14 protein-coding genes are annotated in these 23,126 nt (G+C 72.7%); 4 read left to right on the top strand and 10 right to left on the bottom strand.

Annotated features, from left to right (window positions below; translation table 11 throughout):
* Window positions 1-31: 31 nt before the first annotated feature.
* The 7 genes from IO40_RS0107160 to IO40_RS0107130 form a co-directional block, all read right to left on the bottom strand.
* Entirely contained in the window at window positions 32-1,243 is a 1,212-nt protein-coding gene (locus tag IO40_RS0107160) for an ATP-grasp domain-containing protein (RefSeq protein ID WP_031175074.1), read from the bottom strand.
* Entirely contained in the window at window positions 1,240-4,104 is a 2,865-nt protein-coding gene (locus tag IO40_RS0107155) for an amino acid adenylation domain-containing protein (protein ID WP_031175073.1), read from the bottom strand. The genes IO40_RS0107160 and IO40_RS0107155 overlap by 4 nt, the downstream gene beginning before the upstream one ends.
* A 59-nt stretch (window positions 4,105-4,163) precedes the next feature.
* Entirely contained in the window at window positions 4,164-5,018 is an 855-nt protein-coding gene (locus tag IO40_RS0107150; protein WP_031175072.1) for an SDR family oxidoreductase, read from the bottom strand.
* Window positions 5,015-5,728 carry a thioesterase II family protein gene (locus tag IO40_RS0107145; protein WP_031175071.1) on the bottom strand — a complete coding sequence of 238 codons (714 nt, stop codon included), beginning with the start codon at window positions 5,726-5,728 and terminating at the stop codon, window positions 5,015-5,017. The genes IO40_RS0107150 and IO40_RS0107145 overlap by 4 nt, the downstream gene beginning before the upstream one ends.
* 1 nt (window position 5,729) lies before the next feature.
* Window positions 5,730-10,751: a non-ribosomal peptide synthetase gene (locus IO40_RS34750; RefSeq protein WP_051719272.1), complete on the bottom strand. Its 5,022-nt coding sequence runs from the start codon at window positions 10,749-10,751 to the stop codon at window positions 5,730-5,732.
* A gap of 236 nt (window positions 10,752-10,987) precedes the next feature.
* On the bottom strand, window positions 10,988-14,854 hold the full coding sequence (locus tag IO40_RS0107135) for a non-ribosomal peptide synthetase (protein WP_031175069.1): 3,867 nt from the start codon (window positions 14,852-14,854) through the stop codon (window positions 10,988-10,990).
* The gene (locus tag IO40_RS0107130; protein WP_033229114.1) at window positions 14,826-16,121 is read right to left on the bottom strand and encodes an MFS transporter; all 1,296 of its coding nucleotides are present in this window, start codon (window positions 16,119-16,121) and stop codon (window positions 14,826-14,828) included. The genes IO40_RS0107135 and IO40_RS0107130 overlap by 29 nt, the downstream gene beginning before the upstream one ends.
* Before the next feature lie 1,290 nt (window positions 16,122-17,411).
* On the opposite strand from IO40_RS0107130, the gene IO40_RS0107125 reads away from it, so the two are divergent.
* The 4 genes from IO40_RS0107125 (at window position 17,412) to IO40_RS0107110 (ending at window position 20,428) form a co-directional block, all read left to right on the top strand.
* Window positions 17,412-17,948, top strand: a complete 537-nt coding sequence (locus tag IO40_RS0107125) for a hypothetical protein (protein WP_016471696.1) — start codon at window positions 17,412-17,414, stop codon at window positions 17,946-17,948.
* Window positions 17,949-18,194: 246 nt separating this feature from the next.
* Complete coding sequence (locus tag IO40_RS0107120) at window positions 18,195-18,548, top strand: beta/gamma crystallin domain-containing protein (protein WP_016471695.1); 354 nt, start codon at window positions 18,195-18,197, stop codon at window positions 18,546-18,548.
* A 194-nt stretch (window positions 18,549-18,742) separates the two neighbouring features.
* On the top strand, window positions 18,743-19,417 hold the full coding sequence (locus IO40_RS0107115) for a HEAT repeat domain-containing protein (RefSeq protein WP_031175066.1): 675 nt from the start codon (window positions 18,743-18,745) through the stop codon (window positions 19,415-19,417).
* Window positions 19,418-19,423: 6 nt separating this feature from the next.
* The gene (locus tag IO40_RS0107110) at window positions 19,424-20,428 is read left to right on the top strand and encodes a MerR family transcriptional regulator (protein WP_016471693.1); all 1,005 of its coding nucleotides are present in this window, start codon (window positions 19,424-19,426) and stop codon (window positions 20,426-20,428) included.
* A 192-nt stretch (window positions 20,429-20,620) separates the two neighbouring features.
* On the opposite strand, the gene IO40_RS0107105 is transcribed toward IO40_RS0107110, so the two are convergent.
* From IO40_RS0107105 to IO40_RS34745, 3 genes are all read right to left on the bottom strand, one after another.
* On the bottom strand, window positions 20,621-21,019 hold the full coding sequence (locus IO40_RS0107105; protein ID WP_078659731.1) for a nitroreductase family protein: 399 nt from the start codon (window positions 21,017-21,019) through the stop codon (window positions 20,621-20,623).
* A 94-nt stretch (window positions 21,020-21,113) separates the two neighbouring features.
* The gene (locus tag IO40_RS0107100) at window positions 21,114-21,920 is read right to left on the bottom strand and encodes a YqjF family protein (protein WP_041968707.1); all 807 of its coding nucleotides are present in this window, start codon (window positions 21,918-21,920) and stop codon (window positions 21,114-21,116) included.
* 357 nt (window positions 21,921-22,277) lie between these two features.
* The gene (locus IO40_RS34745; RefSeq protein ID WP_016471688.1) at window positions 22,278-23,045 is read right to left on the bottom strand and encodes a DUF732 domain-containing protein; all 768 of its coding nucleotides are present in this window, start codon (window positions 23,043-23,045) and stop codon (window positions 22,278-22,280) included.
* Window positions 23,046-23,126 lie beyond the last annotated feature (81 nt).

Below are 23,126 nucleotides of genomic sequence, written 5' to 3'. Positions count from 1 at the left end.
GGCCGCCGCGGTCCCGGCAGCCGGAGGGGTGTCACAGGAGGCGCAGCACCTCCAGACGCACCGCCTGCGCCGCCTTCTCCAGCTCGGCGCGGCAGGCGTCCGGCGTCCCGGCCACGGCCGTGATCAGCGCGTAGCGGCCGGAGACGTGGCCGCGCGGCGGCAGCCGCAACTCCTGGCCGGGCAGGGCGATCGGCGCGGCTTCGACGACGGACGCCGGCAGGGCGCGCGCGTCGATCCGCACGGTACGGGCGAGACAGTCCGCCTCCGGATACAGGAACCGTACGGCCGCCGCCCGGTGCCGCCCGGGGCGGATGTCCGGTGGGCCACCGCAGGCCAGGCGGGCGGCGGCCAGCGCCGCGTCGGTCCCCAGCGCCAGCCGGCCGATGTCGGGGATGCGGTCGCCCCCGATCCGCGCGTTGATCTCGACCACCTTCGGTCCGTCCGCGGTCAGCCGCAGTTCGGTGTGCGTCCAGCCGGTGGTGAACCCGACGGCCTCGTGAGCACGTTCGACCACGTCCCGGACCGCGGGATCGTCCTGGAGCGGGTCGGCGGCGTCCACGAGATGGCCGGTCTCCTCGAAGTACGGGGCGAAGCCGCACTCCTTGCGGGCGGTGAAGGCGGGTGTCATCCGGCCTTGGTACCAAACGGCGTCCACGCTGATCTCCGGCCCGTCCAGATACTCCTCGACCAGGACGTCACCGGGTGCCACCTCCACCGCGCCGGGTGCGGTGGCACCGCGGGCCAGCCGGAAGGCGCGGGCCAGCCCGTCCGGCGCTGCCACCCGCACCACGCCCGTACTGGCGTTGAGGGCCCGGGGCTTGAGGACGAGCGGGTAGCCCACCTGTGCCGCCGCGGCCCGCGCCTGGGGCAGCGAGGAGACGGCGACCGACCGGGCCTGCGGCACCCCGGCCGCGGCCAGGGCCTCACGGGTGGCCCGCTTGTCCCGGCAGGCCAGCGCCGCCTGCGGCGGGGTACCGGGCAGACCGAGCAGCGCGGCCAGTTCCGCCGTCTGCACCACCCGGGTGTCGTCCCAGGTCAGCACCCCTTCGACGGGCAGCCCCCGGACCGCGCGGGCCATCGCGGCGACATCGGCGGTGTCCACCGCGGTGTGCCCGGACAGATACGGCGTCTCCCAGGTGGGCCCGCGTTCGGCGAGCAGATGGACGTCGTACTCCTGGGCGACCGGACGCAGCAGGTATTCGCGGTAGACCTGGGAGCCGGCGCCCACCAGCAGGAGCGTCATGCGGGCACCTCCTGCCGCGCCAGGACGGGGGCGAGCTGCCGCACGGTGCGGTGCAGGTACAGCTGCGGCAGGGGGAATCCGGGCAGCCCCGCGGCCTTGAGCGCGGCCAGCAGCCGTACGCCGAGCAGGGAGTTGCCGCCCAGGGAGAAGAAGTCGTCGTCCAGTCCGACCCGGAAGCCGAAGACCTTCTCCCACACGGTGCGCAGCCGGGACTCGACGTCGTCCGCTTCCGGTTCCGGCCCGGCCCGGCCCGCCCCGGCGGGGCCGCCCGTCAGGGGGAGCGGCAGCCGGCCGGTGTCCACATTGCCGTTGGGGGTCAGCGGCAGTGCGGGCAGCGCCGTCACGGTGGCGGGCACCATGTGCTCGGGCAGGAAGCGTGCGGCGTGCTGCCGTACCCGCGCGGTCCCGTCCTCGGTGCGGTCCTCGGAGCCGTCTGCGCCATGCGGCAGGTGCGCGGCGTCCGTACCGAGGACCACATAGGCGTCCAGCCGCGCCCCGGCGCTGTCGCCGTCCTGGCCCTGCCGCAGGACGACGGCCGCGGCGGTGACCCCGGGCGCCTCCAGCAGGCGGGAGCGGATCTCGTCCAGTTCGATGCGGAACCCGCGGAGCTTGATCTGGTTGTCCAGCCGCCCCAGGTGTTCGAGGCGGCCGTCGGGCAGCAGTCTGCCCCGGTCGCCGCTGCGGTACATCGGTCCGGGCGCGTGGGGGTCGGGCAGGAACCGCTGGGCGGTCAGTTCGGGCCGGTTGAGGTAGTGCCCCGCCACACCGGCCCCGCCGACGTGGATTTCGCCGGCGACGCCGGGCGGCAGCGGGCGGCCGTCCGGGTCGAGGACGTACAGGTGCCAGCCCGGCAGCGGCCGGCCCACCGACCGGGAGGCGGCCAGTGCCTCGCGGCGGGTGACGGTCTGGGCCGTGACGTGGACCGTCGTCTCCGTGATTCCGAACATGTTGACGAGGCGGCATTCCCGCTCGGGGTGCTGGTCCAGCCAGAACCGCAGCGGACGGGTGTCCAGCGGCTCGCCGCCGAAGACGACCAGCCGCACCGCCCCCGCGACGCGGCGCTCCCGGTCCGCCGCCATCAGCTGCGCGAAGGCACTGGGGGTCTGGCTGACCACCGTGACCTGCTCGCTCTCCAGCAGGGCGGCGAACTGGGCCGGGTCGCGGGACGCCCAGTAGGGCACCACCACCAGCCGGCCGCCCGTCATCAGGCAGCCCCAGATCTCCCAGACGGAGAAGTCGAACGCGCTGGAGTGGAAGAGGGTCCACACATCCCGCCCACCGAGGCGGAAGTCCTCCTCGGTGGCGGCCAGCAGGGCGGCGACGTTGCGGTGCGGCACCACGACACCCTTGGGGCGGCCGGTCGAGCCGGAGGTGTAGATGACGTACGCCGCATCGTCCGCGGACAGCCCCGCCGGGGCGGGCTGCGGCAACGCCACCGGACGGTCGAGCGCGGCGGGGCTCACCAGCCGCAGTCCGTCGCGTTCGGGCACGCCGCCGGCTTCGGTGACGACGAGGGACAGGCCGGCGTCCTCGGTGGTGTAGGCCAGCCGCTCGGCCGGGTAGGCGGGGTCCATCGGTACGTAGGCGGCTCCGGCCTTGAGCACTGCGAGCAGGGTCACCACCAGGTCCGCCGACCTGTCCAGGCACACGCCCACCCGGTCGCCGGGGGCCACCCCCAGCTCGCGCAGGCGGGCGGCGAACCGGGCCGCGCGCCCGTCCAGTTCGCGGTAGGTCAGCCGGATCTCGCCGAAACAGACGGCGGGGGCGTCCGGAGTCGTGGCGGCGCGGCGGCCGACGGTCTCCTCGATCCGCTCGCCGGGCACCGCCGGCCGGCGCCCCAGTCCGCCGAGCCGGGCCAGCGCCGCCCGCTGCTCCTCGTCGAAGAGTGGCAACTCCCCCACCGGGGTGGCCGGGTCGGCGGTCAGCAGCGCCCGGTGTGCGGTCGCCAGCATGCCGGTGAACCACTCCACCGCCGCGTCCCCGAACGCCGCGTGCCGGTACGCGCACCGGCCCTCCAGCACGGTGGAGCCGTCGTCGGCGATGTGCAGCGACAGCGCGTGAGGCGGGTCCAGGAACGGGCGGGCGGCGAAGGGTTCGGCCTTCACCCCGTCCCCGGTGATGACGTCGGCGGTCCGGGTGGTCAGCAGACCGACGAGGGGGCCGTCGTCGGCGGGACGGGCCCCTGCGACCTGCTCCAGGTACGCCGTCACGCTCTGTGCTCCGTCCGCGGAGAACGCCACCGCGGTACCGGCCTCGGCGCCGACCACCACCTGGGACTGTCCTGTGCAGCGGGCGAGTACCAGGCCCAGTGCCGCCCGGAGAGTGAGCTGTGCGGGGGCGGGTCCGCCGGCCGGCACCGTGAACCGGTGCCGGCCCACGGTGGCGGCACCCTCGGTGCCCAGCCCCCAGTCGGGGGCCGGGAGGCGGTCGAGTTCCGCGAGGGCCGCCCGCAGCCGCTCCGCACGGTCGGCGGTTCGCGCCTGCGGCGGCTGCCCGCCGGGCGCGTCGGCTCCGGGCAGTCCGTCCGCAGCGGGCGGGTGCTCGCCGAGCAACTGCCGTACCAATACGTAGGGTTCGGGCAGTACCGCCTGGTGGGCGACCACGATCAGATCGCTCGTCCCGTCCGCGTACCGCAGCAGCACGGCCCGCAGTCCGGGCCCGGAGCGCGGATCGGCCGGCCGGGACAGTTCCCTCTCGCGCCGGGCCGTGGCGCGCGGACCGTCCGCCGCCTCGTCGAAGTCCTCCACCCACAGCCGGGCTCCGCCGCCCCGGCTCTCCAGCCGGGCCCGCAACCGCTCGGTGTCGGCGCCCTTGTGCAGCCGCACGGCCAGCGCCTGGCACAGTCGGCCGGTTCCGTCCATGGTCCTTCCCTCCCCGCTCTCCCCGTCTCCCCCGTGAGGCGGGGGTGTGCCGTCGCCGCTCACCGGCTGGTGAACCCGCCGTCGACGGTGACCGTGGACCCGGTCACCTGGCGGGATGCGTCGGAGCCCAGCCACACCGCGGCGCCCGCCACGTCCTCCGGTTCGATCAGCCGGTTCATCGGCTGCGCCGCCACGAACGTCTCCTCGTGCTCGGCCACCGGCACGTCGAGGGAGCGGGCGATCTCGCTGAGCATGACGCCCTCGGCAGCCTCGTCGTCCCGTACCGAGCCGGGGCACAGCGCGTTGACCCGCACCCCGAACGGCGCCAGGTCCAGTGCCGCCGATTTGGTCAGCCCGACGAGTGCGTGCTTGGCCGTCACATATCCGGCGAAGTGCCGGTAGCCGACCAGGCCCGCGGTGGACGAGACATTGATGACGCTGCCGCCGCGCTGCCGGGTCAGCGCCGCGCCCACCGCGCGGATCATCCGCCAGGCACCCGACACGTCGACGTCCAGCATCAGCTCCCATTCGTCCGGCGTGATGTCGTGCACGGTCTTGCCGGACGGCGCGGCGATGCCCGCGTTGTTGATCACGACGTCGATGCGGCCGAACCGGTCCAGCGCCGCCGCCACGACCGCGTGCACCGCGTCCAGGTCGCGTACGTCCGCCTCGGCGGTGGTCACCACCGCCGTGTCCGCTCCCGCCTCCCGGCACAGCTGAGCGGTGTGGGCCAGCTGGCCTGCCGTGCCCAGCGGGTAGGGGACGCCCGGCAGGTCGCGGGCGATGTCGGTGAGCATCAGGTCGGCCCCGGCGCGGGCGTACGCCAGCGCGCACGCCCGGCCGATGCCGCGGGCCGCCCCCGTGATGACGGCCGCCTTGCCCGCCAGGGGCGGGGCGCCGAGCAGCTGTGTCATCTGCCCGCCCCCTGACCGGCCAGTTCCGCTTCGAGCAGCCGCATCAGTCCGGCCGGGTCGTCCACCAGGTACATGTGGCCGCCGGGGAGTTCGACCTGACGGCAGCCGCCGGTGGTGGCGGCCTCCCACTCGGCGGCCTGCTGCCGGGAGACCAGTTCGTCGTCCTCGCCGCGTACGGAGACGAGGGGAACGGCCAGCGGCTTCTCGGACGGCGACCGGTAGTTCTCGTGCATCTCCACATCGGCCCGCAGCGGCGGCAGCAGCATCTCGCGCAGCTCCGGGTGTTCGAGGGCCGGGTGGCTGTAGCCGGCGAACTCGCGCACCTGGCGCAGGAACTCCTCGTCGGTCAGCCCGGTGGCGCGGGTCTCCCGCTGTGTCCAGGGGCCGGGTGAGCCGCTGACGACGAGGGTGACCAGTTCGGGCCGGCCGAGCCCGGCGATGCGGTGGGCCGTCTCGTAGGCGAGCACGGCGCCCAGGCTGTGGCCGAAGAGCGCCACGGCGGGGTGTCCGGCCACCAGGTCGAGCACCTCGGGCAGCAGGCCGTCCACCGCGGCCGTCACCTCGGTGTGCAGCGGCTCGCCGAACCTCTCCTCCCGGCCGGGGAGCTGCACGGGGAGGATCCGCACGGTGTCGCTGCCGTACTCCTGGCAGCGGCGGTAAACGGAGGCACCGGCCCCGGCGAACGGGAAGCAGAGCACAGGGATCGGCATGTCAGTCCTCCAGTCCGGCGGCGGACGTCCACGCCCGCTCGATCAGTTCGGCCGTGGCGGCCGGGTTGCCGCGCACGAAGTAGTGGCCGCCGGAGGCGAGCCGGTGGAAGCGGACGGTGGTGGCCACCCGCTCCCAGCAGCGGTACTCGTCGGCGGCGTGGGCCAGGCCCTTGTCGTCGTCGGCGACGACGACGGTGAAGGGCGCCTCGATCCGCCACCCGGGATCCTGTTCGGTCAGCCCGATGAAGTACCGGTAGCCGCCGCACACGTCGTGCCGGAACAGGTCGCCGGTGAAGGCGGTGTAGCGGTGGTCGAGGCCGTCCAGTTCGGAGTAGCCGGTCTCCTCGACCATGTAGGAGATGATCTCCTCGTCCGTCCAGCTCTCGATCATCTCGATCGACTCGCGCATGTCCGGGGCCGGCGGCAGCAGCTTGGAGCCGATGAAGACCTCCCGCAGGTCGAAGCCGCGCTCCTCCAGCACCCGGGCCAGCTCGACCGTGACGGCCGCGCCGCCGCAGTGCCCCCACAGGATCAGCGGCAGGTCGGCCTTCGCCTCGATCTCGGCGACCACCCGCTCGACGGTCTGAGTCACGTCGGTGAACGGGCCCGGACGGCTGGGGCTGTGCCCCGGCGGTTCCAGCCCGAGCACCATCAGGTCCGGGTCGCGCTTCTCGATCTCCTCCGCCAGCGGTTTGAAGTTGACCGGGTGCCCGCACGGGTACGGCACGCAGATGACGGCGGCCCGCGCGTCCCGGCCGGCCGAGGTGAGCAGGTGGAGCAGTTCCTCGTCCTCCTCCCCGCGGCCGTCGACCAGGGCGGCCAGCTCCTCCAGCCGGGGCACGCGGGTCAGATCGGTGAGGGTGACCAGCCCGTCCAGTTCCAGCACGACGCGCAGCGCCGAGAGGGAGTTGCCGCCCAGCGCGAAGAAGTCGTCCCCGTCGCCGATCTCCCCGTCGGGCAGATCCAGCACGTGCTGCCAGACGGTGCGGATCCGCTCGACGGTGGCCCGCGAGGCGGTGCCGCCGGGCGCGGGAGCGGCGCCGGACTGCTCGGGCAGCGGCGCGGTGCCCAGCAGCGCGAGGTCCGCGTCGTCCAGCAGCCGGTGCGCCTCGTGCGGGGCGTCGGGCTCGCTCGCCATCAGCTCCAGCACGCGGACGAAGTAGCCGCCGATCCGGTCGATCTGCGCCTCGTCGTACAGGTGCGTGTGGTAGTGCAGGCACAGCTGCACCTCGTCGTCGGCGAAGTGCCGGGAGAACTCGGTGCGGAAGGGGAACTCCGTCTCGGAGTCCACGCGCATCTGGAGCATGGAGAACTCGGGCAGTTCGCGCAGGTTCTTCAGCAGGTAGAAGTGCGTGAAGTTGAAGGTGGTGGAGAACAGCTGCCGCTGGGTGGCCAGGTCCTGCTTCATCTGCGCCATCGGGTACCGCCGGTGCGGCAGCAGCTCCAGTTCGGCGCGGTAGACGCGCCGCACCAGATCGGCCCAGCTGCCGCCGGCCACCTCGATCTGGAACGGCACCGTGTTCAGGTGCAGGCCCAGCGTCGTCTCCGCGTCGGGCAACTCGGGCCGGCCGCTGTGTTCGTAGCCGGTCATCACGGCCGGCTGCCCGCTCACCAGGCTCAGCACCTTCATGTGCGCTGCCAGCAGCACGTCCTTGAACGGCACCGACAGGGCGTCCGCCGTGGCCTCGATGCGCTGGGTGAGACCCGCGGGCAGCGGCACGTCCCGCAGTACGACGCGGAAGTCGTCGGTGGGGACCGCGTCCGGCCGCGGCGGTACGTCAGCCGGACGCGCGTCGGCCAGCACCGTGCGCCAGAACTCGCCGGACCGCTCGTTGCGCAGTGCCTCGGTCTCCAGCCCGACGAAGTTGCGCAGGTGGTTGTCGACGGCGGGCCGTGCGGTCCGACGGCCCTCGCGCACCTGGTGGTACAGCTCGAACAGCTGGGTGTGCAGCAGCGAGATGGACCAGCCGTCCAGCGCGGAGTTGTGCTGGCTGACCGTGTACCGGTACAGCTCGTCGCCCAGGATCTGCACATGCAGGGTGACCAGTCCGCCCTCTTCCCACACGAAGCGGCGGGCCTTCTCCGCGGCCAGCCACTCCTCGTGCCAGGCCGCCTGTCCCGCCTCGTCCAGGTGCCGCAGGTCGGTCACGGTCAGCGGCGGCGGCACCCGGCGGTGCACGATCTGGAGGAATTCGCTGTACCCGGTCAGGTGGTAGGTGGTGCGCAGGATCGGGTGCCGCAGCGTCAGCAGCCGTACGGCCTCGGTGAAGGCGGCGGTGTCGAAGGCGCCGGTGACGGTGTAGCTGAGGACGTCGTGGTACTGGCCCAGTCCGCCGGTGATCTCCGTCTGGAAGATCAGCCCGGCCTGGAGCATCGAGAGCGGGTAGGCGTCCTCCGCGTCGTCGGGCAGCAGCGCCCGGTCCTGGTCCGAGACCAGCTCGAAGGGCCGGAAGGCGCCGCGGGCCGCCACGTCCTCCTCCGCCTTTCCCGCGCCGGCCGTCTCCTCCATCGACGCCACCAGCTGGGCGATGGTCTGGTGCCTGAACAGCTGCTGGAAGGTGAAGTCCAGTCCCGCCTCACGGGCCTTGGCCAGCACGGAGACGAAGTGGATGGAGTTGCCGCCCAGCGCGAAGAAGTTGTCCTTCACCCCCACCCGCTCGCAGCCGAGCACCTGGCGCCAGATCCCGGCCAGGGTCTCCTCGCGCGGGTTGCGCGGCTCCACGTGTGCGGGCGCCTTCTTGCGCAGGGCCTCCGGGCGGCGCAGGGCGGCGCGGTCGAGTTTGCCGTTGGGCGTCAGCGGCAGCTCGTCGACGGCGACGAGCCGGCCGGGCACCATGTAGCCGGGCAGGGCCGCCGCCACATGCTCCTTCAGCTCCGCCTCGGTGGCCTCGCCGGTCAGCACGGCGAAGCCGCGCAGCGACGTCTGCCAGCCGTCGTCCACGGCGACGACGGCGGCGTCCCGCACCCGGGGGTGGGTGCGCAGCCGCTCCTCGATCTCCCCCGGCTCGACGCGGAACCCGCGTACCTTCACCTGCTCGTCGATGCGGCCCAGGTACTCCAGGGCACCATCGGGCAGCCGGCGCACCAGGTCCCCGGTGCGGTAGAGCCGTTCCTCACCGGTGGCCTCGCGCACCGCCTCGCCGGTCACGAACCGCTGGGCGGTCAGCTCCGGCCGGCCCAGATAGCCGCGGGCCACGCCCGTACCGGCGATGTGCAGTTCGCCGGGAACGCCGACGGGTGCCTGCCGTCCACCGCCGTCCAGCACGTACAGCCGGAGGTTGTCGATGGGCAGCCCGATGGGCAGCCGCGCGCGGTCGCCGAGTCCTTCGACGGGCTGGTGGGAGACGTCGACGGTCGCCTCGGTGGGCCCGTACAGATTGACCAGACGGGCGTGCGGGACGAGCCGCGCGAAGCCGTCGGCCTGCGCGGGCGCCAGGGCCTCGCCGCTGGTGAAGACCTGCCGCAGCGACCGCGTGGCCTCCCCGCCGCCGAACCGGTCGAGGTGGCCGAGGAACATGCCCAGCATCGACGGCACGAAGTGCGTGGTGGTCACCCGGTGCCGGCCGAGTGCCGCGAGCAGCGCCGCCGGGTCCTTCTCCGTGCCGGGGGCGGGCAGCGCCAGCGCCGCGCCGGCCAGGGACCACCAGAACAGCTCCCATACGGACACGTCGAAGGAGATGGACGTCTTCTGCAGGACGACGTCCTGGGCTCCGAGCGGATAGGCCCGCTGCATCCACTGGAGCCGGTTGACGGCGCTGCGGTGCTCGACCAGCACTCCCTTGGGCCGCCCCGTCGAGCCGGAGGTGTAGATGACGTAGGCGACGTCCCCCGCGCCCGCCGTCTCGTCCACCGGGTCCGTACGGTCCGCGTACGACGCCGTCTCGTCCAGGTCGAGGGCCGGCCTGCCGTCCACCAGTGCGCCGAACCGGGCCTGGTGCAGCACCAGTCGTGCACCGCTGTCGGCCAGCAGGTGGTCGATCCGGGCCTGCGGGTACGACGGGTCGATGGGCAGGTAGGCGCCGCCGGCCTTCAGCACGGCGAGCAGGGCCGTCATCATCTCCGGCGACCGCTCGGTGACCAGCGCGACGATCGAGCCGGGGCCCACGCCCCGCTCCCGCAGGGTGTGCGCCAGCCGGTTGGCGCGTGCGTCGAGCGCGGCGTAGGTGACGGTGTCCTCGTCGGCGAGCAGCGCCGGGGCGTCAGGCGTGCGGGCCGCCTGGGCGGCGAACAGGCCGTGCAGGGTGGCGTCCTGGTCGAAGGGCCGCGCGGTGTCGTTGGCCGTCTGGACGATCCGCTCGTCGTCCGTGCTCCACAAAGGGAGGCCGGACAGTTGCCGGTCGGGTTCCTCGGTGGCTCCCTCCAGCAGCCGGCGGAAGTGGGCGCCGAGGTGGGCGAGGGAGCTTTCGGCGAAGCGGTGCCGGTCGAAGGAGAAGGCGGCCGTCAGCTCCTCATCGTCCGTCCGGGAGACGGTGAGCATCACACCGGATGCGGTGAAACCGGCCTCGTGGTGCCCGTCGAGCGCCAGTCCGGTCTCCAGGACGCCGGTCACATCCAGTTCACGGGCGAGCGCCGCCACATCGCAGTCCTGGTTGCGCTCCGCCTCCTGGACGGCGGCGCCGACCCGGACCAGCAGTTCGCGCAGGCAGCCGCGCGGATCGACGGAGACGGGCAGCGGTCCGTCGGCGAACCCCGGCGCGGCACCCCGCTTCGGCAGGGCGACGGTCACCTCCTCCCGGCCCGTGCACCGGCCCAGCAGTGCGGCCAGGGCGGAGGTGAGGAGGACGGCCAGCATCTCGGGGCGGTTGCGGCTGATGCGGTCGAGCCGCTCGGTGAGGTCCGCGCCGAGCGGCACGGTGAGGGCGCCGCGCTCGGGCGGCACCGGGTCGGTGTGGTCATGGCCGGCGGGTGGCCGGAAGTCGGGCAGGAACCCGCACGTCTCCGCGAGCGAGGCCAACCGGGATCGCCAGTACACGGCCTGCGGTGACGGTGCGGAGCGTGCTGCGTCGGAGTCGAGCAGTTGCATGGATGTCTCCTGCACGGTGCGGTGAGAGGTCGAGCGAGGTGTGGAGTGACGTCGGACAGGGCGGTGTGCGGTGGACAGGACGGTGTGCGGTGGACAGGACGGTGTGCGGTGGACAGGACGGTGTGCGGTGGACAGGACGGTGTGCGGCCGGAGTCGTGGTGGCGTCCGGCTCGCGGGACGCGGCCGTCGCCCGTGCCGCGCCGTCGCCGGCGGAGCGCGGGCCGGTGACGGCCGGGTCACAGGTCGAAGTCGAAGCTCGCGTCCGGTTCCGGCGCGGCTTGCGGTCCGGGTACCGGCCGCGCCGGGGGCCGGGCGAGGCCGGGCAGCAGGGTGCCGAGCGTGGCCGAGGGGTCGGCGCACAGCGCGTCCAGCAGCGTGGTGAAGGTGGCGAACCAGCCCTCGACGGTCCGGTGCCGCAGCAGCCCGGATGCGTACTGCCAGGCGATCCGCAGGGTGCCGGCGTCCTCGTGGATCTGCATGTTGAGGTCGAAGACGGCCTGGCCGGTCTGCTCCAGCCGCAGCGGCACCCTGGCGCCGTGGAAGTCGACGGACAGATAGCGCCCGCTGTGCAGGGCGATGAGCGCGTCGAACACGGGGGTGCGGCTGTAGTCCCTCACCGGCGCGGCCAGTGCCACCAGGTCCTCGAACGGGAAGTCCTGGTGGGCGAAGGCGCCCTCCGCGGCCTCGGCGGTACGGCGCAGGAACGTGCCGTAGTCCAGGCCGGGTTCGACCGCCGTGCGCAGGCACACCGTGTTGGCGCACATGCCCACCGTGCCCTCCAGCCCCGGCACCGTACGGCCGGAGACGGGCACGCCCACGGTCACGTCCGTGCTGCCCTTGAGTGCGGCCAGCAGCAGGCTGTGGGCGGAGGAGAGGACGGCGAAGAGCGTCACGCCGTGCTCACGGGCCACCGCGCGCAGCCGCGCTGTCCGCGTCTGTCCCAGATCGCCGGTGACGACGCCGCCGTCGAGCGGGCGCAGCGGCGGGCGGGGCATGTCGGTGGGCAGGTCCGCCGGGTCGGGCGGGGTGGCGAACACCTGCTCCCAGTAGGGGCGTTGGGCCTCGCGGAGGGCTGCGCCCCGCTCCCCCGCCAGCCAGTGGGCGTAGTCGCGGTACTGGAGCGGCGGCGGCTGGGCGTCCTGGCCCGCGTACAGTGCGGCGAGGTCGGCGAAGAGCGGCGCCAGCGAGTAGCCGTCGACCACGATGTGGTGCAGGTCGAGGCGGAGCGTCACCTGTGCCGCCGTGCGGTGGATCCCGGCCCTCCACAGCGGCGCCTTCCCCAGGTCGAAGGGGCGCACGAAGTCCCGTACCGGTCCGGGCGGGCCGTCGCCGATCAGCACCGGTACCCGCACGGTGGGCTCGACGCGCTGCCGGATCTCCCCGTCCTCGGCGACGAAGCGGGTGCGCAGCGCGTCGTGCCGTGCGGCGAGCTGCTGGAGTGCGTCGGCCAGCCGGTGCGGCTCGGTGTCGGCGGGCAGGGCCAGGGTGACGGGCACGTTGTAGGTGACCGCGCTCTCGTCCTTCAGCTGCTCGAAGTAGACCTGCCGCTGCTGGGGCGTGAGCGGATGGGTGGACTGCCGGGGTGCCGCAGGGACGGTGCTGCCCTGGTAGGGCGGGGCAGCACGCAGCCGCGCGGCGAGCCGGGCGAGCGTGCCGTCGGCCAGGACGGCGCTGACGGGGCACTCGCGGCCGAGGCGCTGCCGCACGCCGGCGGCCAGCAGCGTCGCGGTGAGGGAGTCCGCTCCCAGGTCCCGCAGATCGTGGGCGGTACCGACACCGCTGATGCCCAGCGCTTTCTCGGCCAGTTGCACGAGAACGGCTTCGGTCTCGTCGCGGGGCGGCACGTAGGAGGCCCGGTCCAGCAGGTGTGCCCCGTCCGGGTCGGGCAGCCGGGAGCGGTCCACCTTGCCGTTGTGGTTGAGCGGCAGCGCGGTCAGCGGCACCAGGAAGGCGGGGACCATGTGGTCGGGCAGCGCCGAGGCGAGGGCGGCCCGCAGGTCCTCCGGCGCGGGCGCGGACGTCCCCGTGTGCTCGTCCGCACGGCCGCCGGGGTGTCCCGTGTAGTAGCCGCACAGGTGTTTCTCGCTGCGGCCGGGGCGGGACCGGGCCACGACGACGGCCTCGGCGACGCCGGGGTGCCGGGTCATGGCCTTCTCGATCTCGGCCGGTTCGATCCGGAAGCCGCGTACCTTCACCTGGTGGTCGCGCCGGCCGAGGAACTCCAGCACCCCGTCGGGCCGCCAGCGCGCCAGGTCGCCGCTGCGGTAGAGCCGCGGACCGCCGGCCGTCCCTCCCCCGGCGGCTCCGGGGCGGGGGTGCGGTTCCGCTTGCGGTTCCGGTTCCTGGGCCGCGTCCGCGAACGAGTCACGGACCGCGCCCGCGAACGGGTCCGGGACGAAGCGTTCGGCGGTCAGTTCCGGCCGGCCCAGGTAGCCGCGGGCGACCCCCGCGCCGCCCAGGTACAGCTCGCCGGGCACCCCCACCGGGCAGGGGCGGCCGTCCTCGTCCAGCACGTAGGCGGTCGAGTTGGCGATGGGCCGGCCGATCGGGATGCGGTCGAGGTCGGCACGGGTGATCCGGTGCGTGACGGAGAAGGTGGTGTTCTCCGTGGGCCCGTAGCCGTTGACCACGGCCAGCCCGGGGCAGGCGTCCATGGCCTTGGCCACGTGCACGGGCGAGAGTGCGTCCCCGCCGACGACCAGTTCCCGCAGCGTGGCGAAGGCGCCCGGGTCCTGCTCCACCAGCTGGTTGAACAGCGGGGAGGTCAGCCACAGCGTGGTGATGCCCTGCCGGGTCAGCTCGCGGCCCAGCGCGTGGGCGTCCAGCACGGTGTCGCTGTCCGTCAGGTGTACCCGTCCGCCGTTGAGCAGTGGTCCCCACAGCTCGAAGGTGCTGGCGTCGAAGGCGACCGAACCGGTGGGCATGACGGCCATGTCCGGGCCGAAGCGCACGTAGGAGGCGCCGCACACCAGCCGTACGACGTTGCCGTGCGTCACCTCGACGCCCTTGGGGGTGCCGGTGGTGCCGGACGTGTAGCAGACGTACGCGAGGTCACCGGGTGCGCCGGCACCGTCCGGGTGCGGAGCGGCGGCTGCGGCTCCCGGTTCCATGGCGTCGAGCACCGTGCCGGAGAACGCGAAGTCCCCTGCCGTACTCACTGATACGACCAGGTGGGCGGCATCCGAGTCGGCGAGCAGCCATCGGGTGCGCTCTGCCGGGTGGTCCGGTTCCAGCGCGAGATAGGCGCAGCCCGCCTTGAGGATGCCCAGCGCCCCGACGATCAGGGCCGGGGTGCGTCCGGTCCGCAGCCCGACGCGGTCGCCGGGACGGGCGCCCGAGGCCCGCAGCGCTGCGGCCAGACGGTCGCTCCGCTCGTCGAGTTCGGCGTAGCTCAGCGTCGTCCCGCGCCAGGTGACGGCCGGGGCGGACGGGGCGCGGCGGGCCTGCCGCGCGAACAGTCCGTGCACTGTGGCCAGGGCGGGGAGTGGCCGTGCCGTGTCGTTGAACGTCCGCAGCACGAGCTCGCGTTCACCGGCCCCCAGCAGGTCGGCCTCCCGCACCGCGGCGTGCGGCTGGTCCGCCAGGAAGGCGGCGGCCAGCCGGAGGTGGCGGCCCAGGCGTTCGGCCGTCTCCTCGGTGAAGAGCGCGGTGCGGCAGCCCAGCAGCAGGTCCGCGCCGTCCTGGGCCACGACGAGGTCCCAGGTGCCGGTCTCGGGCAGCGGCCGGTCGGTGAACAGCACTCCCCGGCCCGTCGGGGTGCCGTGGGGCACCACCGCACCGGTGCGGGCGAGCAGGGCGGCGGACGGCTCCTCGGGCACGACGGTGAGGGCGAGGACGCCGGCTGCGCCGTCGGTGAGGTCCGCGTCGATCAGCAGGCGGCGCTGCCCGGTCCAGCGGTGCAGCACCAGGGCGAGGGCCGCGAGAGATGTGGTACCCGCCGCGCCGGCGAGTCGCAGTCGGCCGACCGGTCCGGCCGAGGACTCGACGGTGCGGGGCCGGTCGGTGACGAGGAGGACGGGTCCGGCGTCCTCCGCGGGGCCGCCCGGGGAGGACGGGCCGGAGGACCGGCCGGTCTCAGGACGCGGCGGGAACGGTCTCGGCATCGGGGTCGGAACCCCGCTCGGTGCGCTGGTCATCGGCTGCTGTCACCCCCAGTCTGAAGGGAGTGCGGCGGAAGAGGACGACGGTCAGCAGGCCCGGTGCGGTGGCCAGGGCCGCGACGCTGAAGATGAGCGCGTTGTAGTTGCCGCCGCTCAGCAGCATGCCGCCCAGTGCGGAGCCGGCGGGCAGCGCACCGGCCATGACCGTACGCATCAGCGTCATGGCCCGGCCGCGCATCTCGTTGGGCACCCGTGTCATGCGCACCACGCCGCCGAGCACCGTCATCGGCGCGGACAGGATGCCGTTGAGCGCGAGTCCGAGGAGGATCCAGGGCAGGGCGGTCGGGATGAGGAAGAACAGCACGGCGCCGGAGAGGAGTTGCAGGACGCCGATGCGCAGCATCTGCTTCTCCGACGTCTCCACGGCCCCGGACACCAGCGAGCCGATCAACTCGCCCGCCGCCATCACCGCGAGCATCAGGCCCAGCACGCCGGGACCGCTGTGGAACTCGTACTTGGCGAGCCAGGGGATCGCCACCACGAGCGCACCGGCGGAGACGTTGAAGGCACCGAACGAGAGGGTGAGCACGAGCAGGAAGCGGTCCCGCACGATGAGCAGGAACACCGGGGCCCAGCCGGGTTTGACGGCCTTGGCGTCGCTGTCGCCGGACGGCTCCGGCTCGGGCCGCGCGAGGGGCGCTTTGATCCGGTGGATGAGGAAGGCGAACAGCAGATACGTCGCGGCGTCGAGCAGGAGCACGTTGGGGGCGCCGAACGCCGTGATGAGTCCCGCGCCGATGGCCGGGCCCAGTACGTTGGCGGCCCCCATCGCGGTGGCCTCCAGCCCGGAGGCCGCCTGCAACTTCTCCGCGGGGACCAGTTCGGGCAGTACGGCGGGGGTGCCCGCCAGGGGAATGATCTTCAACAGCCCGTAGACCAGGGCGACCACGTACAGGTGCCAGACGGCGAGCGCGCCGGTGACGGCCAGCAGCGGGATGAGCGCCACGACAACGCCGCGGAACACCGAGTCGTAGATGAACAGCTTGCGCCGGGAGAACCGGTCGAGCAGCGGGCCGACGACGGCACCGCCGAGGATCACCGGCAAGGTGAGACAGACCCCCAGGACACCCAGCCCGGCCGCGCCCGCCTTGTCGAGCGTGATCCAGGCGAGGGCGGCGTACGTCGCGCCGTCCCCGAGAAGGTTGAGCACCAAGGCTGACCACAGGAGACGGTAGTCCCCTATGCGCAAAAGATTCAGATACGCTTTCACATTCACACCGCTCGGTAGGCCGGAATGGGCAGCAGAAGCAGACGGCCGGGCGCGGTTCGCACGCCGGGCCGTATGACCAGTGCGGAAGAAATACGCCGGAGCGGACCTGACCACGCAGCACGCATGCGGGCGCGGCCGGCCGACGGTTCACGGCGTCAGGTGAATGAATTATCGATCGATCGGTTCCCCGGCCCCTCAGGACACAGGTCTCCCCCGTGGATGTCCCCCAAGAAATTGCCCCCGTGTAGATGCGCCCGCCGAAGTGGGGCGCTTTTGCGACGCCTGTTCTAGCAGGTTGCCCAGGGGTGGTCAATCATGATCTTGCAGTGGAAATTGGCCTGTTCCGGACTTGTAGCTACATGATCAGCGAGAAGCCGCAGACGGGGACGGGTGAGCAGCACATCCGCCTGTTCACGGAATCCCTCACTCCAACCACTGCCGACAGACCGGAATCCGCCACTTCGCCGCACGCATCACCTCGAGCTTGTTCGACAACGTGTCATCGAGACCCGAACGAACGCTGGAGCAGCCCCTGGCGCCACCACTTCCGGAACCCTCACTCCCGGATGGCCGCCGATGCCGGCCCCGGGGCGGACGCAACGGGACTGCGAAGCGCCTGCGTGCTCGGACTCGCACTCAGCAAGACCCCCTCGTCGAACCGCACACTGGCCTCGCGCCTCAAGCGCGATCACGGCTCCGCACAAAGGCCGCCTGCAAGGAGAACAGCGCCTCGCGCACACACGGAAAACCGCACGGCATGGCAGCCGGGACAATGGCCCGTGAAAATCAGTCAGCCACTCTTCCCAGAAGACGGAAACCGTAAAAGACTGCCCGGCCGTGACGCCGGTCCGCCCACATGGGAGAACAACGGTCGGCTCACCGCAAAAATCCGGCTCACAGGCGCGTACGGAGAATGCGCGCGGCCCCGAAGGACCGTCGCTCGACCTCCACTCCGGTTGAGGTGGTGGGTTGCTCGCGTCATTCCGGCGGCCGGAGGCACCACCGAGAACCTCGGCGAGGAGGACCTGGGCCACCGGCGGCGGCTGGAAGCGTTCGCCCGGCTCCGGCCATGACGGAAACCGGTGCGGCCCTTTCTGCGGCGCTCCACAGCACACCGGATTCGCCCACGGGTACGACGGATCGAACGTGAGCGCCACTGGTGGACATGCACGGAGCCTGCCCGTCTCCCGCGGCTGCCCGGATGGCCACAAGCCGCCCTCCCCGGGCCCGGTGGTCGTCTACTGTCGGACGCGCCGTGCCGTCCCTCGCGCCCTTCCGAGGAGGAAACCCGTGTCCTCGCCCTACGGCCCCCAGCACGCTCCCGCCGGCGATGTGGGCACCGCCCTCATGATGATCGACTCCCGGCTGAGAAGCATCCGCGAGGGCACGACCGAGACGGACGCCGAACAGCAGGAACTCATCGAGCACTTCGCAGCGTCACTGGACCGCCAGGGGGCGCATGACGTGCTCAACGGCACCTGCACGCTCATCTACATGTTCATGATGTGGCTGCGGGAGGCGCACGAGGACCACGGCAAGGACGTCATCGAGTACGTGGTGCCCAGCCTCGTGGCCACGATGCGCATGATGCCCAAGAGCGTCCGTCCGGAAGCAGTTCCCACCATGGCCGGCCTGGTCATCGCCGCGGGAACCGGCCTGAGCCCCAACCTGTGGCGGGAACAGTACGGGGACTGGACACGGGAGGAGATGACCCCGCTGGAGGTCACCGCCTTCCTGCTCGCGGAGCACATCAACCGGATCACCGACGACCCCGATTTCGCCACCCGCATGGTCACCCGGGCTCTCACCACCGCGGAGGAGGACTGACGTACAGCGCCCTGCGCGACGTCGGTGCCGTCCCGCGGTTCCCCCGCAGTTCCCCGCCCTTCCGCCCGCACGTAGCCCGGTGGGCCGGGTGTTCGACAAATGCGGACGGTATGAGTTCACGTGCCGTTGATTCACTCGCCGGGGTGACTGAGAAAAGATGACGTCCCTCGTAAGCTCCTGGCTCGGCAGCAACCCACTCATGGTGGAACTGAGTTCTTGGTTCCCCCTCGGAATCCAGGGGAAATTGTGACGTCCAAATTGCAGAACGCCGCACGTACCGTTGCGGCGTCGCTCGCGGCTGCCGCCGCATTCACCCTGTTCGTACCGACCGGCACGGCCGCCGCCATCGACCACGTCACCTGCAATCCCGGTGCGGGATACCTGAAAATCTGGTCGCATCTCAACGGCCGTGACAGCGTGGACTGCTATGCGAACCGCGGAAAGACCAACTTCGGCGGTTGGTGGGTCGACAAGATCTCCACAGGGAACAACGACGTGAAGTACTACGACGCCAACGGGGACGTCGTGAAAATCAACCGGCACAAGGTCATCTCGTTCCCGAACCGTCCGCCGAAGGTCAAGGCGATCGAAATTCTGTAAGCCGCCTGCCGGCGGCCGGAACATGCACGTCCCGACGGCTTCCGCCCGCCCTGGGAGCCGGGTGTCCTGATCGGCCGCTCACTCGCCGGCGCTCCCGCCGCGAGTGGGCGGCCTTCGCCGTGCGGGGAGCCCCCGCTTGACCTTGACACGGTGACAAGCCCTTCGCTGGTCCCGAGGAGGTGGTCCCGGTGACCATGGCGGACCAGGACGCGGAACAGGACACGGACGCGGTGCGGGCTCTTCGGGGGCTCCAGGACAGCCGCGCCTCGGTACGGCTGAGGGCGGCACTGGCCGTCGGCTCGGAGCCCGACCCCCGGTTGATCGGCGAACTCGTCGGACGCTGCGCCCTCGAGCCCGACTTCTCGGTGCGGGAGATGCTGACATGGGCGCTCACCCGCCACCCCGCGCCGCTCACGCTCCCGCACCTGCTCGATGCGGTCCGCTCGGAGCATGCGCAGGCGCGCAGCCAGGCGTTGCACACACTGTCCAAGATCGGCGACCGGCGGGCGTGGCCGGCGATCACACGGTCGCTGCTGACCGACGCCGACGACGAGGTGGCACGGAGCGCGTGGCGGGCGGCGGTCGTGCTCGTACCCGAGGACGAAGCGCCCGCCCTCGCGGCGGTGTTGGCCTCGCAGCTCGGACGCGGCGGACGCGAGGTGCAGCTGAGCCTCAGCCGGGCGCTGATCGCACTCGGCGATGCCATGCTGCCGGCCGTGCATACTGCCGAGAGCGATCCGGACCCGCGCGTGCGCGCGCACGCGCTCGCCACGGAGCAGTTGTCGCACGACCCGGACACCGGGTTCGATTTCGCGGTCGAGGAGGCGAAGCGCATCGTGGCTCTCGGCACAACCGGCCAGGAGGAATGACAGACGGTGCTGATCGGAGAGGTGGCACGACGGTCCGGGGTCAGTGCCCGCATGCTCAGACACTACGAATCGCTCGGCCTGGTGCGGCCGACGGCCCGTACCGGCTCCGGCTACCGGGAGTACTCCGCCGAGGACATCCGGCGCGTCTTCCACATCGAGAGCCTGCGGTCGTTGGGGCTCTCGCTGCGCGAGGTCAAACGCGCGCTGGAGGATCCCGGCTTCAGACCCTCGGAACTCGTCGACGACCTCATCCGTCAGACCCGGGAGCGCATCGCGGAGGAGACGGAGCTGCTCACCCGGCTTCGTCGGATCGGCGCCGCGGAACCCGCCGGCTGGGAGGATGTGCTCCGTTCCGTCGCGCTCCTCCAGGCGCTGAGGTCGAAGAGCGCGGGCAAGCGCCAGCGCGCGGCCCTGTCCTCGGCCGGGGAGGTGCCGGTGCCGGTGGAGGCGCTGGTGGAGGCGGTGCTGCGGGAGACGGACCCGAACGTCGCCGGGGCCCTCCGCTGGGCGCTGGCCCGGTCGGGTGACAGCGGACTGCCACTGCTGGCGGAGGGCTTGCGCTCGCCGCTGGCCGAGGTCCGGCGACGAGCCGTCCGGTCCGTCACCGAGATCCCGGGCGGTGCGGCGACCGCACTGCTGCGGGAAGCGCTCGCGCACCACGACACCGTGGTGCGCGGACAGGCGGCGTTGGCGCTCGGGTCCCGCGGGGTGACCGACGCAGTGCCGACGCTCGTGGACATGGTGGCCGGGCAGACGCAGGACGTCGATGCGGCGGACGTGTTGAGCGCGCTGGCATGTCGCCCCGCGATGGCGGAGCCGATCGCCACCAGGCTCGTCGACCGCCTCGCCCAGGCCACCGTGGGAGTCTCCGCACGCCGACGGCTGACACAGGCGCTCGGTGACATCCCCGGAGCCATCACGTCCCGGGCGCTCGAAGAGCTGTCACGGGACGAGGACCGCGGCGTCGCGCTGACAGCGACGTACCTTCTCGCGCTCCGCGACGAACGATGACGACGGCGCTCCCCCGCGAGCGCCTTCCCAAGTGCACCTACCCGGGGGCGCCGCATCGCCCCGGGCGTGCACCCCGGCGGGCACCGGAGCGTCGCGGGAGACCTCGGGCCGGTGCTCCGGTCACCGTCAGACCGGCCCAGGGCGGCGCGGCGAGCGTGACGCGTCAGTGCGGCGCATCCCCCGGGCGGAACCTCACCACTGCGGCCTCCGCCTCTCCGCCGTGCCGTGCCCGCGAGTGGCCGGGCCGTCGCCCTTCCGCGCCGGGGCGGCGCCACGGTGGCGCTGTGCGGCACGGCCCGCGTCGAACTGGGCGTCCTCCCCGCCCGTCTCCTCGTCGACGCCCAGGGCGATCACCACGGGTGCCGTCGCCAGGTGTGCGGCGTAGGCGCCCAGGCCCGCGAGTTGCCGCCGCACGGCCCGGCTGCGCACCACCACGAACCGCCACGGCTGCCGGTTACGGGCCGAGCCGGTCCAGCGTCCGGCCTCCAGCACGTGGTGCAGCTGTTCCTCGGCGACCGGTTCCCCGGTGAACCACCGGTGCGCCCTCATGGCCGTCAGCGACGAGACATCGGGGCGAAGCATTCTGTCCATGAGGGCGTCCTTGGCACGCGTACGGCTGGGTACCAGGGCGCCGCGGCCGGTCGCGCCGGGCCGGCCCCGGCACCCGTCTGCTCACCCGATGCTCTCAGGGCGTCCCGCCCCCGGCCGGCCGGGGCCGCTCGTCCCGCAGGCGTCGCGCCCTTGCCGTGCCGGGTGGGCGTGAGAACCGTACTGCCACTCCCGGGGAGTACAGCACGCTCACCGGCTCCCCGGCCGGGGCGGGCAGACCCGCCGCGGCAATGAGGTTCTCCTCGCAGTGGAGGAGTTCGGCCCGGTGCAGCGCCCAGCGCGGGTGAACGTTGGGAAGGTAGGCCGAACGCCCGAAGAACAGGCTGTGCATGCCCCAGCGGGCGGTCAGGAAATGCTCCAGCTCGGAAGGCTCCTCCACCGGGCGGCCGATCCGGACGGCGATCCGGCTGTAGGCACCTCGCGGGCCGGGCCAGCGGCGGCGACTGGTGTAGACGACCGTGTCGCCCCGGCGCCGCACCCGCATCCTCGACCACAGGTACGGGAGACGGAAGGCGACCCGTCCGACGGCCACGGGGAGCAGCCTGGACGCGTCGAGGGAACGGAAGACCACTCCGCGCCGGCCGTGCGCGTCCACGGAGTACAGACGGACGTTGGTCTCCGGGAACGAACCGAGGTAGGGAATGCCGGGAAGGCCGAGCCATCCCACACGGTGCATCCGGAAGGCCACGAGCCCGACGTAGGTCGTGCCGTCCACGGTGTCCGGCCGCGTCCCGGCGGGCAGCAGCGGCGCGGCCTCGGCCGGGTCGACGGCCCAGTGGAGGAACGTCAGATCGAGCCAGGACTGGGTGAGCAGAGGACGGCCCGCAGCGTGCGGAGGCTCGGCCGTTATCGGTTCGGGACGCACTTCCGGCGGAAACGGCACCGCGACAGTATGCCAGCCCCAACCCCCGCGAAACGGCTCCGCCGGCTCCGCCCCTCCGCCTGCCGGGCCCGACCTCCGGAGGGCCCGGCAGCCACCCGTCACAGGCCGGACGGCACCCGTCACAGGCCGGCCGGCACCCGGAACGGAACCGGCCGGCAGGGGGGCGGACCGCCGCTGCCCGGCACCGGCACCCGCACCCGCACCCGCACCCGCGTCAGGAGTGCCGGGACGTCACCGGGACAGGAACCCGCACGCGGAAGGTGCCGCGGCCCGCGCACGCGCCTCCGTCACCGGCACTGGGACCCGACCGGGTACTGGCGGCAAGCGGCAGCACGGCCGTGTTCCACGGTTACGCGGTCACGGCTCGGGGCACAGGGTCTTGCGCAGCACTGCGTTCAGCCGGCCGCCTTGGGCCTCGGTGAGCGGATGCGCGCCGTCGCCGAACCGCTGGGCGGCGAGACGGTCCAGGCCGGTGCTGCCCCTGCCCAGCGCCGCGCACTGATTGCGGCCCGCGTCGACGGCCTTGTCCGGCTCGGCCGCGAGTGCCGGAACGATCTCACGCACGGCGTCGAGGTAGGCAGTACGTGCCGCACCGGTCGGCTTCGGCGGGATGCCGGCCGCCTTCTCCGCGGCGGCCCGGTCACCCTCGTCGCTGCCGATGGGCACGGGATCGGGACATTCGACGGCAAGCCCGGGCTCACCGCCGTAGAGGCGTGCGGCACGCTCGTCCTCGCGCCACTCCCCGCGGCAGACGACGACGGCGGCGTCCTCGGAGCGGACGACGCCGACGCTCACCGCGCGGGGCCCGTCGATCTTCTCGGCGTAGTCGCGTATGGCCGCCTCGGCGGCCTCGGGTCTGGCCTTGGGCATCAGCAGGTCGGCCTTCCCCGTCTTGCCGCCCATGTTCTCTCTGATCACCTTGTACTCCGGCACCGTGGTGGGCCGTGCTCGCGGTTCACGCTCACCGGTGCTGCCGGCGCCCGTGTCGTCGTCGGTGCCGACTGCGATGGCAGCGATGACGACGACGGGGACGCCCAGGATGAAGAGCGGCTTGTGCACGCGCTTGGCCGGACGTGCCGCCCGGTGGCGGTGGGGCTGGGGGCGGGGTTGGTGCTGGGGATGCATACGCGTGGGCTCCAGGAGTCGAACGGGCCGGGGGTGGCAGGTGTTTCGACTACTGGAACACACAGACGGTTGTACTGCGAA

It is taken from the genome of Streptomyces albus subsp. albus (genome assembly GCF_000725885.1).
GTDB lineage: Bacteria > Actinomycetota > Actinomycetes > Streptomycetales > Streptomycetaceae > Streptomyces > Streptomyces albus.
Note: the sequence above shows the minus strand (reverse complement) of the source record. Positions and strands in the feature narration are given on the sequence as shown.

Excerpts from the sequence above, each read along its gene's own strand:
- IO40_RS0107160 (WP_031175074.1), bottom strand. The coding sequence starts at position 1,243 with ATGACGCTCCTGCTGGTGGGCGCCGGCTCCCAGGTCTACCGCGAATAC.
- IO40_RS0107155 (WP_031175073.1), bottom strand. The coding sequence starts at position 4,104 with ATGGACGGAACCGGCCGACTGTGCCAGGCGCTGGCCGTGCGGCTGCAC.
- IO40_RS0107150 (WP_031175072.1), bottom strand. The coding sequence starts at position 5,018 with ATGACACAGCTGCTCGGCGCCCCGCCCCTGGCGGGCAAGGCGGCCGTC.
- IO40_RS0107145 (WP_031175071.1), bottom strand. The coding sequence starts at position 5,728 with ATGCCGATCCCTGTGCTCTGCTTCCCGTTCGCCGGGGCCGGTGCCTCC.
- IO40_RS34750 (WP_051719272.1), bottom strand. The coding sequence starts at position 10,751 with ATGCAACTGCTCGACTCCGACGCAGCACGCTCCGCACCGTCACCGCAG.
- IO40_RS0107135 (WP_031175069.1), bottom strand. The coding sequence starts at position 14,854 with ATGCCGAGACCGTTCCCGCCGCGTCCTGAGACCGGCCGGTCCTCCGGC.
- IO40_RS0107115 (WP_031175066.1), top strand. The coding sequence starts at position 18,743 with ATGGCGGACCAGGACGCGGAACAGGACACGGACGCGGTGCGGGCTCTT.
- IO40_RS0107105 (WP_078659731.1), bottom strand. The coding sequence starts at position 21,019 with ATGGACAGAATGCTTCGCCCCGATGTCTCGTCGCTGACGGCCATGAGG.
- IO40_RS34745 (WP_016471688.1), bottom strand. The coding sequence starts at position 23,045 with ATGCATCCCCAGCACCAACCCCGCCCCCAGCCCCACCGCCACCGGGCG.